Origin of the sequence: Halorubrum trueperi (assembly GCF_042662525.1) — an archaeon.
Classification (GTDB): Archaea; Halobacteriota; Halobacteria; order Halobacteriales; family Haloferacaceae; genus Halorubrum; species Halorubrum trueperi.
In genome coordinates this window covers 87,067-99,729 of record NZ_JBHSXI010000006.1, presented here as the reverse complement: position 1 = coordinate 99,729, position 12,663 = coordinate 87,067, and the positions used below count along the sequence as shown (strand labels likewise).

9 protein-coding genes are annotated in these 12,663 nt (G+C 66.7%); 6 read left to right on the top strand and 3 right to left on the bottom strand.

Annotated elements, in window-relative coordinates:
• Positions 1-71 precede the first annotated feature (71 nt).
• Positions 72-425, top strand: coding sequence for a response regulator (locus ACFQEY_RS06375; RefSeq protein ID WP_379766025.1), 354 nt, complete (start codon positions 72-74; stop codon positions 423-425).
• Between the two features lie 270 nt (positions 426-695).
• Here the strand turns inward: ACFQEY_RS06375 and tatC are convergent, their stop codons facing one another.
• Positions 696-2,006: a twin-arginine translocase subunit TatC gene (gene tatC / locus ACFQEY_RS06370; RefSeq protein WP_379766022.1), complete on the bottom strand. Its 1,311-nt coding sequence runs from the start codon at positions 2,004-2,006 to the stop codon at positions 696-698.
• A 122-nt stretch (positions 2,007-2,128) separates the two neighbouring features.
• On the opposite strand from tatC, the gene ACFQEY_RS06365 reads away from it, so the two are divergent.
• The 3 genes from ACFQEY_RS06365 to ACFQEY_RS06355 all read left to right on the top strand — a co-directional run bounded on the left by ACFQEY_RS06365 (position 2,129) and on the right by ACFQEY_RS06355 (position 7,974).
• Complete coding sequence (locus ACFQEY_RS06365; protein ID WP_379766019.1) at positions 2,129-4,390, top strand: twin-arginine translocase subunit TatC; 2,262 nt, start codon at positions 2,129-2,131, stop codon at positions 4,388-4,390.
• A 162-nt stretch (positions 4,391-4,552) separates the two neighbouring features.
• Entirely contained in the window at positions 4,553-7,504 is a 2,952-nt protein-coding gene (gene uvrA, locus ACFQEY_RS06360; RefSeq protein ID WP_379766016.1) for an excinuclease ABC subunit UvrA, read from the top strand.
• A gap of 89 nt (positions 7,505-7,593) precedes the next feature.
• Positions 7,594-7,974: a RidA family protein gene (locus ACFQEY_RS06355; protein WP_379766013.1), complete on the top strand. Its 381-nt coding sequence runs from the start codon at positions 7,594-7,596 to the stop codon at positions 7,972-7,974.
• Between the two features lie 38 nt (positions 7,975-8,012).
• On the opposite strand, the gene ACFQEY_RS06350 is transcribed toward ACFQEY_RS06355, so the two are convergent.
• Complete coding sequence (locus ACFQEY_RS06350) at positions 8,013-10,028, bottom strand: MutS-related protein (RefSeq protein WP_379766010.1); 2,016 nt, start codon at positions 10,026-10,028, stop codon at positions 8,013-8,015.
• A 108-nt stretch (positions 10,029-10,136) separates the two neighbouring features.
• On the opposite strand from ACFQEY_RS06350, the gene larE reads away from it, so the two are divergent.
• Entirely contained in the window at positions 10,137-11,036 is a 900-nt protein-coding gene (larE, locus tag ACFQEY_RS06345; RefSeq protein WP_379766007.1) for an ATP-dependent sacrificial sulfur transferase LarE, read from the top strand.
• Positions 11,037-11,100: 64 nt separating this feature from the next.
• Positions 11,101-11,304: a hypothetical protein gene (locus tag ACFQEY_RS06340; RefSeq protein ID WP_379766004.1), complete on the top strand. Its 204-nt coding sequence runs from the start codon at positions 11,101-11,103 to the stop codon at positions 11,302-11,304.
• A gap of 737 nt (positions 11,305-12,041) precedes the next feature.
• On the opposite strand, the gene hisB is transcribed toward ACFQEY_RS06340, so the two are convergent.
• Entirely contained in the window at positions 12,042-12,638 is a 597-nt protein-coding gene (gene hisB / locus ACFQEY_RS06335; protein WP_379766001.1) for an imidazoleglycerol-phosphate dehydratase HisB, read from the bottom strand.
• Between the last annotated feature and the right edge of the window lie 25 nt (positions 12,639-12,663).

The window sequence follows — 12,663 nt, the reverse complement described above, 5'->3', positions numbered from 1 at the left end:
CCAACATTTTTAATGTATGATATTGAGACACGGTGTCTGAACACCAAGACCATTTGATGGTAATATTCACTATGCCCGAAGAGATAACTCACATCCTCCACGTTGACGATGAGCCTGATTTGAGCGGGCTCGTCAAGGAAGTTCTTGAACGCGAAGATGAGACGTTCGAGATTGTTACAGAGACATCTGTTGAAGACGGACTCAACCAACTACAGAAGAACGGCATCGATTGCGTCGTTAGCGATTACGATATGCCGAAAGCGGACGGATTAGAGTTCTTGGAAGTGGTTCAAGAATCACACTCGGAGACTCCGTTCATCCTCTTCACCGGCAAGGGAAGTGAAGAGGTCGCAAGCACAGCGATCAGTCGCGGCGTCACCGATTACTACGAAAAGATCCCTTCAAGGAGTCGCCAAGGCCGCTGAACCGTCGTTCGGTATAAAGACATACTGTATTGACCGCGACCGGAGCAATATGTATCAGCTACCGAGAGTTTCAATTCAGAGCCAAATAACCGTATTAATTGTTGGATAGATCACAGAAAAGAGATTTCAGATTACTCTGTGGATAATGTTTGATGATCTGACCATATCTAAAACTATTTGTTTTCTATAATGACGGATGTCTCAGTAGCTAACCAGTCGTTGACAGGAATTCTCTTTAACTGATATGGATCTCAAAAACGTCGTATCGATCTAGTTCCCGGTCCAGCGCAGGATCGCCAGCGTCCCCTCGTACAGCACGATCATGGTGAGCGTCACGATGATCGGTGCCATCCCGGTCGGGTCGGGACTGAAGAGGAAGGCGATCCCGAGGAATCCTCCCCAGAAGAGCAGCCGCTTCGCCTCCAGCCACTGGCGGGTGACGATGTTCATCATGATCGCGAGCATGATGAAAAGCGGGATCTGGAAGACGATCGCCATGAACGCGAGCATGATGACGATCAGGTTGAACGTCTCCGCGAGGCCGAACGCGATCGTCGCCGCGTCGGAGGTGTAGGTGGTGAAATACGAGAAGATCGCGGGCAACACGAGGAAGTGTGCGAACGCGATGCCGATCCCGCCGAGCACGAGGCTCGTCGGCACCGCCGCGAGGTAGTACCGCCGCTCGTTGGCGTAGAGCCCCGGTTTCATGAACCGGTACGTCTGGTAGACGAACGCGGGGAGCCCGACGACGACGCCCGCGAGCCCGGCGACCTTCAGCCGCGTGAGGGGGAGTTCGAGGGGGCCGTACAGTCGCGGTCGGTTCTCCATCGGCGCGGGGATGTGGTAGCTCCAGAAGTAGTTGATGAGCTCCGTCGACTCCGTCACGACGACGAGCGTCGCCAGCCCACCGAAGACGAACACGACGGCGAGCCGTCGCATCATCTCCTCGATGTGATCCGCCAGCGGCATCTCCTCGTCCGTCTCCGGCCCGTCGACGCCGGCGAACGGTTCGTCGTCACCGATGTCGGCGTCGCCCTCGGCTACCGGTTTGTCGGCATCGTCATCCTCGTCGGCCTCATCGCTCTCGCCGTCGTCCGCCTCGCCGTCGGCGTCGCCCTGTCCGTCCTCGCCGTCGTCCGCCTCGGTCTGGCCGTCGTCGTCGTCACCATCGCCGTCCTCACCGTCTTCTGACTCGTCGGCCCCGTCGCTCTTGTCGCTCTCGCCGTCGTCCGTGTCAACCTCGCTTTCGATGTGGCTCTCGGTGTACCACGTCGCCGAGGATTCGGTCGAATCGTCCTCGTCACCGCCGTCGTCCCCCTTCGATCCGCTCTTCCCGTGCTCGTCCGCGTCCGAACCGCCGGCCCCGGAGTCAGCGTCGGCCTCGAAGTCAGCGTTGGCCTCGGAGTCAGCGTCGGCCTGGACGTTCCGCGAGCAGTCGTCGTCCCCGGCGCTGTTCTCGGCGTCGGCGCTGTCACCCGCCGCGTCGTCCGCGGCGATGTCGTCGCTGTCGACCGTCCCGTCGTCGACCGAGTCGTCCGCAGGGGCCAAGGGTTCGTCGCGCGACCGGTCCGAGTCGTCCATTCACTTCTTCTAGGAAACCGGGCGACTATAGGCCTTTTCGGATGGCGGCGAGCGTCGCCCGAGCACACGGGACGCGAACTCGGTAGAAAAGGTTGATAACGGGGACGGACCTCGACTCGCGTATGGCGAGTGCCCTCGACGAGGATACCCAGCAGTCGCTCGCGGAGGGGCGCGAGTCGGCGAAGGCGTTCCTTCGGTCGATACAGAAGGACCTCCAGAAGGTGTTCATCGTCTTCCTGTTGGGCTTCCTCGCGACGTTCTGGGCGCTCCGCGTGTACGTCTGGGACTTCCTCTACGGTATCACGAAAGCGAACATGTCGCCCGCGGTCGCCGCGGAGGCCGACGTCATCGCGACGACCCCGTTCGAGGTCATCCTCCTCCAGGCCAAGATCGGACTGATCGTCGGCGCGATCACCGCGATCCCGCCGTTGATCTACGTCTCCCGGGGCGAGCTGCGCGCTCGCGGTATGTGGCCGCAGTCGCCGATCCCGCGGTGGAAGCTCGCCGGGATACTCCTGCTCGGCGGCGGGCTGTTCGGCGTCGGTGTCGCGTACGGCGTCTACGCGTTCTTCCCGATCATGTTCTCCTTTTTGGCCGGATTCGGGCTTGAGGCCGGTATTCAGCCCACCTACTCCATCGTAATGTGGACGGAGTTCATCGTCTTCCTCTCGCTGTCGTTCGGGCTCGCCGGGCAGATGCCGCTTTTGATCACCGGGCTGTCGTACTCCGGAATCGTCCAGTACGAGACGTTCCGCGACAAGTGGCGCTACGCGGTCGTCGCCATCTTCGTCTTCGGGGCGGTGTTCTCGCCGCCGGACCCCTTCACCCAACTGATGTGGGCGTTCCCGCTGATCGCCTTGTACGGCTTCAGCCTCTACCTCGCGAAGCTCGTCGTCACGGCCCAGCGGAGTTCCGACCGCATCGACGTGCTCGGTGCCGCGCGAAACCACTGGAACGTCGTCGGCGGCGCGGCGGTCCTCGGCGGCGGGCTCGTCTACGGCTTCTACGAGTACGGCGGCCGAACCGCCGTCAACAGCCTTCTCCGCCTGGTCAACAGCGACTGGCGGTTCCTCGAACCCGGCGCGGGTCTCGGCGTCGACCCGACCGCCGGTGCCGGGGTCTACGCCGCCGTTTGGGCGCTCGTGTTCGTCGCCGTCGCAACGCTGTGGGCCGTTTACGCCGACCTCGACACGACGAGTGCGGGATATCAGTACGGCGATCCGACCGCGGTCGACGTGAGCGAACTCGACGCCGCCGGCGTCCGGGCGGCCCCGGACGACGCCTTCGCTGAGATGGACGAAGGGGAGTCGCTCGCGCTCGCGCAAGCCGCGATCGACGACGACGACCCCGAGAAGGCGCAGGCGATCCTCGACCGGCACGACGAGGTGAGCGAGGGCGAGGACGGAGCGGACGGGAGCCCCGACGAAGACGCGAACGCGGCCGATTCCGGCGGCCAGGGCGGCGACAGCGGCCAGGGCGGCGACGGCCAAGGTGGCCAGGGCGGCGACGGCGGCCTCATGGGATCGATGCAGAACCGCACGTCGCGAGCGAGTTCGACGTTCCTCTCCGAACTCACCGACGGCAACGAAGACGAGGCCGAAGACGATATCGGCGGGTACTACAGAGACCTCAAGTTCATCTTCGACTCGCTGCGGTCGCGGTCGTTCCGGCTCGTCGCCGTCTTCGGCGGCGTGATGGCGGCCGCGTTCACGTGGCTGTACCTCGGCGGGCTCGCGGCTGTGCGCAACGACCTCGAATCGCGCGTCCCCGCGGAGGTCGGCGGCGGGATCAACATCATCACGCTTCACCCCGTCGAGGCGCTTATCTTCATGGTGAAGTTCTCCGTGTTGCTCGGAATCGTCGCCGTGTTCCCCGTCCTCCTCTATTACGCCTGGCCCGCCCTGCGCGAGCGCGGGTTCGTCGCCGGCCGGATCTACCAGGTGTACCTCTGGACGGGCGCGCTGTTCGCCGGCCTGATCGGCGGCTTCGCGCTCGGCTACGCGTACATCGCGCCCGGACTCATCGGGTGGCTCGTCACCGACGCCGAACTGGCGAACATGATCATCACCTATCAGGTGAGCGACTTCCTCTGGCTCGTCATCTACACGACGATCGGGATCGGCTTCCTCGCCGACATCCCGATCGCGATGCTGCTGTTGAACAACGCCGGCGTCCCGTACCGCGTCTTCCGCGGTCGCTGGCGCGAGGTCACCGTCGGAGTCATGCTGTTCGCGGCGGTGTTCACCCCCGCGGACGTGATCACGATGTTCCTCGCGACGATTCCCCTGATGGCGGCGTACGGCGTGGGCGTCGGCGTCCTCTTCGTCGTCACGTTCGGCGGTCGGCGGAACCTCTCGCCGCCCTCCGAGATAGTCGGGCGCTGAAGGCCGGCGGGCGGTGAAGGCCACCGAGCGCTGAGAGGAGCTTCGGTGTCCGTCCGCGCGCACGACGGCTCCGGTCGACAGCCAAATCCTGGGTACCGAGAACGACGAGAGACCGCCGAGACCGACGAGTATTCCCGCGCGCGCCCGCTACGGACTGACGAGATGAGCAAGGACTACATCGAGGTCCGCGGAGCCGAGGAACACAACCTCAAGGACCTCGACGTCCGGATCCCCCGGGAGGAGTTCACCGTCGTCACCGGGCTCTCCGGGTCGGGGAAGTCGTCGCTCGCGTTCGACACCGTCTACGCCGAGGGACAGCGGCGGTACATCGAGTCGCTGTCGGCGTACGCCCGCAACTTCCTCGGACAGATGGACAAACCGCAGGTGGAGGCCGTCGAGGGGCTCTCGCCCGCGATATCCATCGACCAGAAGAACGCCGCGAACAACCCCCGCTCGACCGTGGGGACCGTCACCGAACTGCACGACTACCTCCGGCTGCTGTACGCCCGGATCGGCACCCAGTACGATCCCGTCACCGGCGAAGAGGTGGGCGAGCAGTCCGCCCAGGACATGGTCGCACAGATCCTCGAACTGCCCGAGGGGACGCGCTCGAAGATCGCCGCGCCGGTCGTCCGCGATCAGAAGGGCGCGTTCGAGGAGCTGTTCGAGGAACTCGTCGGCGACGGGTATGCCCGCGTCGAGGTCGACGGCGAGCCCGTCGACCTGACCTTGGACGACCCCAATCTCGACCAGAATTACGACCACACGATCGACGTGATCGTCGACCGGGTTCGGGTGGCCCCCGACGCCAGATCGCGGATCACCGACTCCGTCGAGACCGCCCTAGAGGAGGCCGGCGGCGCGCTCAAACTGATCGTCCCGGACCCGCCGGACGACGTGCCCTTCGCCTCCAACACGCGATCGACCGGGTCGCTGTCGGCTGACGCGGAGGGCGACGACCGGCTCGTCGTGGAGTTTTCCGAGGAGCTCGGCAACCCTAACTCCGACTTCCAGTTCTCCGAGATCGAGACCCGCTCGTTCTCCTTTAACAGCCCGTACGGTGCCTGTCCCGAGTGCGAGGGGATCGGCTCGACGAAGGAGGTCGACGAGGATCTCGTGATCGAAGACCCCTCGAAACCCCTCAAGGACGTCTTCGAGCCGTGGAGCTACGACCGAACCTACTACTCCCGCCAGCTCGACAACGTCGCCGACCACTTCGGCGTCTCGCTGTCGACCCCCTTCGAGGAGCTGGATGAGACGATTCGGCGACAGTTCCTCTACGGCACCGACGAGCTCGTCCACTTCGAGTGGACGACGAAGAACGGCACCCGCGAGAAGACCGAGCGGTTCGAGGGCGTCATTCCGAACCTGGAGCGCCGGCACGTCGAGACCGACTCCGAGCGCGCGCGCGACCACATCGAGGAGTTCATGGCCGTGACGACCTGTCCGGACTGTGAAGGGACCCGCCTGAAAACGCAGTCGAGGCATGTCCTCGTCGACGGGACGCCAATCACCGAGGTGAACCGGCTGTCGATCGCCGACGCTCGCGCACACTTCGAGGGGATGGAGGAGTCGCTCTCGGAGCGTGAGACGACTATCGCGACGGAGATATTGAAGGAGATCCGCGCGCGGCTCGGCTTCATGGAGGAGGTCGGCTTGGAGTACCTCACGCTCGATCGGGAGGCGTCGACGCTCTCCGGCGGCGAGAGCCAGCGCATCCGGCTCGCGACGCAGGTCGGGTCGGGACTCGTCGGCGTCCTCTACGTCCTCGACGAGCCGTCGATCGGGCTCCACCAGCGCGACAACGACCGCCTGCTCGACACGCTCACCGGGCTGCGCGACCTGGGTAACACCCTCGTGGTCGTCGAGCACGACGAGGAGACGATGCGTCGGGCCGACCACGTGATCGACATGGGCCCCGGCCCGGGCAAGCGCGGCGGCGAGGTCGTCGCGCAGGGCGACTTCGACGACATCGTCGCGGCCGACGACTCGGTCACCGCCGACTACCTCGCAGGGCGGGAGTCGATTCCGGTCCCGGAGGAGCGCCGCGAATCCGACGGGGAGCTCGTTGTTCGGGGCGCTCGGCAGCACAACTTGACTGACCTGGACGTGCCGATCCCGCTCGGCACGCTGACCGCCGTCACCGGCGTCTCCGGGTCCGGGAAGTCGACGCTGGTCCACGACGTGATTTATAAGGGACTCGTCCGCGAGATGAACGACAACACCTCGGTCGATCCGGGGGAGCACGACTCGATCGAAGAGATGGGACAGATCGAGACCGTGCGGCTCATCGACCAGTCGCCGATCGGTCGGACGCCGCGCTCGAACCCCGCGACGTACACCGACGTGTTCGATTACGTCCGCGAGCTGTTCGCGGAGACCAAGCTCTCGAAGCGGCGCGGCTACGAGAAGGGCCGGTTCTCCTTCAACGTGAAGGGCGGCCGCTGCGAGGAGTGCGGCGGCCAGGGGACCGTCAAGATCGAGATGAACTTCCTGTCCGACGTGTACGTCCCCTGCGAGCAGTGCGGCGGCGCGCGCTACAACGACGAGACGCTCGACGTGGAGTACAAGGGCGCGACCATCTCGGACGTGCTCGACATGAGCGTCGAGGAGGCGTACGACTTCTTCGAGAGCCACCAGGGCCTCCAGCGCCGCCTGAAGCTCCTCAAGGACGTCGGGCTCGGCTACATGGAGCTGGGTCAGCCCTCCACCACCCTCTCCGGCGGGGAGGCCCAGCGCGTGAAGCTCGCCGAGGAGCTCGGCAAGAAGGCGACCGGCGGCACCCTCTACCTGCTCGACGAGCCGACGACGGGGTTACACAAGGAGGACGAGCGCAAGCTGATCGACGTGCTCCACCGGCTCGTCGACGGCGGCAACACGGCGGTCGTGATCGAACACGAACTCGACCTCGTGAAGAACGCCGACCGCGTCATCGACCTCGGTCCCGAGGGCGGTGAGGGCGGCGGGCAGTTGGTCGCGAGCGGGACCCCCGAGGAGGTGGCCCGCGACGACGGGTCACACACGGGACGGTACCTGCGCGACCTGCTCCCGGATGTCGATATCGCCGGACCGCGCGACGAACGACGGAAGCCGGCGATCGCGAACGACGACTGAGGGGCGTCCCGTCGCCACGGAGCATCCCGATCGCGCGTCCGTCCACGCGACCCGCACCTTGATGCCGTGGCACGCCATCGTTCCGACCGATGCAAGCGATCACGACCGACGACGTGCCGGAGGCTCTCGGGCCGTACTCGCAGGGGATCGTCTCCGGCGACACGGTCCACGTGTCGGGAAAGACGGGCGTGGATCCCGACACCGGCGAGGCCCCCGAGTCGGTGGCCGAACAGACGACGCAGACGCTCGCGAACGTCGCCGCGATACTGGAGGCGGCCGGCACGACCGCGGACGCGATCGTGACGGCGACTGTCTACCTCACGGACATGGACGACTACGACGCGGTGAACGAGGCGTACCGGTCGTTCCTCTCGGAGCCGTACCCGGCCAGGACCTGCGTCGAGGTGTCTCGGCTTCCCGCGCCGCTCGACGTCGAGATCGCGGTCGCGGCAGAGCTCCGCGACGACTGAGGTCGAGCGACGTCCCCGGCCGGAGACCGCTCCTCCACTCAGAACTTCTCCAGTAGATCCCCGTAGAACTCGGTGTCGCGGTCGCCGGCGAGCTTCTCGACGATGAGCTCCGGCGTCGACCGCGCGAGGTGCCCCTTCCGGGGCGATCGATTCACCCGCAGTTCGCCGTCGACGAGCCCGGCCGCCTCGATCCCGTCGACGGCGACGTCGAAGTCGGCGGCGTCGCGGATCTCGCGGGCCAGGTGGGAGACGAAGACCGCGGTGGCGTCCTGGCCGTCGAGCGCCTCCAGGATGCCCGCGATGATCTTCGCGGACGCGCCCGGCTCCGTGATCGATTCCAGTTCGTCGACGAGGACGAGCCGACCGTCCGCGCCCTCGACGAGATCGCCGAAGTCCCGGAGCGTCGCCTCGAACGCGCCGGCGTCGAGGGTTCCCTGCGATTTCGCGTAGTAGTGGATCTCCTCGAAGCGCTCGACGGTGGCCGACTCGGCGGGGACGGGCATCCCCATCTGCGCGAGCACGACGATCAGGGCGACCAGGTCCAAGGTGGAGGTCTTCCCGCCGGAGTTGACCCCCGAGAGGAGCGTCGCCCCCGAGACGGCGTAGTCGATCGGCTCCACGTCGTCGAAGTCGACGTCGAGGAGCGGGGAGCGACCGCCTTCGATACGGAAGCCGGGCGCGTGAGTTGCGGATTCGCCGTCCGCGTTCGCGTCTGCGTCTGGTTCGACCACCTCGGGTAACACGCAGTCGAAGTCGCGCGCGAACCGCGCGATCGCGAGTTCGACGTCGAGTTCGAGCGCGTCGCGTACCAAGTCCTCGACCGGCTCCCGGAGCTCGCCGAGGTCCGTCGCCAGCTCCGACTTCAGCCGGGCCGCCCGCCGGTCGCGCGCGGCTGTCAGCTCGGTGCTGAGCCGAGAGACGGCGGTCTCGTCGTGATCGACCGGGAACGAGGGGTCGTCGCCGAAGATCCGGTCGGCGAGCTCCGCCTCCTCGGGCTCCAGCCGCAGCGCGTCGGCGACGTGCTCGCGGGCGCGCGCCATCGCCTCGTCGTACTCGTCGGCGAGTTCGCGGTCCAATAGCGAATCGACGCGCGCGCCCTGCTCGACGAGCGAGAGGAAGTCGGTCCCCTCGATTGTCACGTCGCGCTCGCGGATCGCCTCCCGCAGGCGGTCGTCGGCGACGGACTCCGCGGTCGACACCGCGGCGTCGAGGTCGTCGACCGCGGCGGTGAGGCGCTCCAGTTCGTCGTCGCCGACGATCGTGCCGTCGTCGTCGAGCCGCGCGAGGGCGTCCCGCAGCGCTCCGAGGTCGGCGGCGGGAGCGAGATCCGCCGCCTCGTGGACCGCCGCGGCCGCCTCCAATCGCTCGCGGTTCGCGGCGAAAAAGGAGAGCAGTCGTTCCGGCACCGTCTCCGCAGGCGTTTCGAGGGCGTCGGGGCGGACGTGGACGTCACCCTCAACGTCGAGCCCGGCGAACTCCTCGTCGAGAACGACCACGGTCGCGTACGACCGCGCGAGCTCGGAGATATCGCGGGTGTCTTCGACAGTCTCGACCGACAGCTCGGGAACGGCCGACTCGGCGCGGGCGAGCGTCTCGGCGTCGCCGCTGGCGAGACACCGGTCGCGCACCCGAACCGCGGGCGGGTCGGTCAGGGGGTCGACGCCCGCGAGCGCCTCGCGGACCGCGGGGTCGGGGTCGCGCTCGACCGCGGCCGCGACGAACGACTGCGCCTCCGCGATCCGCGAGGCCGACGCGCTCGGGTAGAACGTCTCTAGGCGCTTCGCGGCGTAGTCGGTGACGGTGCGCTCGCGCAGCAGGTCGATCGCGTCGCGGTACACCTCGCGAGCGCGGTCGGTCGCCAGCACGCGCCCCGCGTCGTCGTGTTGACGGCGGATCGCGCCGCGGGCGATTCTGGCCGCGCGGGCCTCGTTAACGCCCGGAGCGCGCGCGATCGCGGCGACGTCACCGGACTCGACGGTCGCGACAGGATCGTCGAGCTCGCGCAGCGCCGCGGCCGTCTTCGCGCCGACGCCGGGGATCGCCTCCAGATCCATCTACCCGCGGGTATTTCGGCGACGCGCAAAAGGATAGGGGGTCGGCGGGCGGCCGCGACCGCGACCGCGGCCGACGCGCTTTTTCCCGCCGACCGCGAACGCGGGGCCATGAGCCAGGACACGCTCGCCGTCGACGGAGTCGAACTCTCCCCCGAGACGGCGGCGAAGGCGCGATCCGCCCGCGACGCCCTCGGCGAGCGCGACGGGGTCCTCGTCGCCTTCTCCGGCGGGGTCGATTCCTCGGTCGTCGCGGCGCTCGCGCGCGACGCGCTCGGCGACGACGCGGTCGCGTGCACCGCCCGCAGCGAGACGCTCCCGGCCGCGGAGCTCGACGACGCGACCCGGGTGGCCGAGGAGATCGGGATCCGCCACGAGACGGTCACCTTCTCGGAGCTCGACGATCCGAACTTCGTCGCCAACGACGGCGACCGCTGTTACCACTGCCGGACGATGCGGCTCGGTCGGATGTACGAGGCGGCCAAGGACCTCGGGATCGACACGGTCTGCGACGGCACGAACGCGGACGACCCCGGCGAGGGGCACCGGCCCGGGCTGCGCGCGGTCGAGGAGCTAGACGTGTTCTCGCCGCTGTTGGACGCCGACATCGCGAAGGACGAGGTCCGCGAGATCGCCGACGCGTACGACCTGTCCGTCGCCGACAAGCCGTCGATGGCGTGTCTCTCCTCGCGGATCCCGACCGGGCTGGAAGTGACCGAAGCGCGACTGACCCGCGTCGAGAAGGCCGAGCGGGTGCTCCGCGAGTGGGGATTCGAGGGGTTCCGCGTCCGCGACCACGACGGGCTCGCGCGCGTCGAGATCGCGCCGGACGAACTGGAGCGCGCGCTCGATCCGGCGTTCGCCGACGCCGTCCACGAGCATCTCACGGATCTCGGCTTCGAGTACGTCACCCTCGACATGGCCGGCTACCGAACCGGAAGCGTGAGTCCGGGCGGAGAGGAGTCGGCCGACGGCGACGGGCTCGATCTCGAGCAGCGATACCCGCAGTGAGCCGGTTCTCTCGGGTGATAACCCGACGCGAACGCTTAAGAACCGTGTTGGTGAATCGACACCAATGAGCGAGGCGAAGACGCTCGCGATCATCGCCGGCGGGGTGGGCGGCTCGGTCGGCGCTTTCGTGGGTGCCAGCATCGGCGGGAGCGCGCTCGCGGTGGCGCTGACGACGCTCGTCGTCGCGCTAGTGGTCGGCGCGGCCGTCATCGCGAGCGCCGTCATCGCCGGCGACATCGAGTTTCTCGCAAGCGCCGACGGCGAGTGAGCCGGCACTAAGTCACTCGTCGCCGAACGATACTTGTGATTGATACCGAGAGTGGGTATAGTAGAGCCCGATAGCGACGTGGTATTTAAAAGAGGTGAGCGTGGAAGCGACGGCTGGTTATAAATGAACGAGCGGTGCGGTGGCGTGCCTCCGAGCGCTCGCTTTGAAGCGAGCGCGAGGAGCCCGCGAGGGAGCCCGCGGCCGCTTATAAGCGGCCGCGGCGAGGTTGGGGAGGTGTGAGGTGCAGTGCTGTGCGGGGTGGGGCTCAAAGGGGCAGCCGCGAGGCGGACGCAGGCGTTCACGAGAGCGGCGCTCTCGTGAGCCAATCAGAACGCTTCGCGTTCTGATGACGACGTAAGCAGGGAGGGACCGAAGGTCCCTCTTGAAGCCGGCGCGGAGCGCCGGCGACACCGCAGGAACGAGCGAAGCGAGTGACGAGGAGCACAGCGAGCGTGCGCCCGCCTCGTGGCTGGGGCTTTGGAGGTGTTCGCCGCGTTATCAACAATCACTTATAAACACTCTACGCCAGAAACACAACGATTCACCGCGTCAGCAACGATATATAAACAGCCGCCAGCGACACCACTCGTTCACTTATAAACAGCCACTCCTCCGAATAGACACACGTACTCCCGGAATGGCTCATCGCAGCTCCTGTATTGACCGCGATCGGAGTGAATGAGCCGAGCGGGAAGAGGCGATCTACGCGCCCGCCTTCGACGCCGCCGCTGCGGCCGTCACAGTTCGCCCTTGGTGCTCGGCGTGTCGCTCCGACGGTCGTCGAGGCGCGTGGCGTCGTCGAGCGCTCGCGCGAGCGCCTTGAACAACGCCTCGACCTCGTGGTGGGCGTTGTCGCCGCTCTCGATTCCGGCGTGGAGCGTGAGCCCGGCGTTGTGAGCCAGCGACATGGCGAAGTGGTCGGCCATGACGCTCGTGAACGCGCCGACCGACTCCTGTGAGAACTCGCCGGAGAACTCGTAGTAGGGGCGGCCCGCCACGTCGACGACGACGCTCGCGACCGCCTCGTCGAGGGGCACCCGCCGGTCTGCGTACCGCCGGATTCCGCGCTTGTCGCCGAGCGCCTCGTCGAACGCCTCGCCCAGACAGATCGCCACGTCCTCGACGGTGTGGTGGTCGTCGATGTCGAGGTCGCCGTCGCACGCGACCGTCAGATCGAACAGCCCGTGCGTGGCGAACGATCCGAGCATGTGATCGAAAAAGCCGATTCCGGTGTCCACCTCGCTCTCGCCGTCGCCGTCGATCGCGAGGGTGAGGTCGATCGTCGTCTCGCTCGTCTCGCGGGATACCGCCGCGACGCGGTCGTGCTCGCTCATACCAGACTCTCGGCGGGGGCTCTTA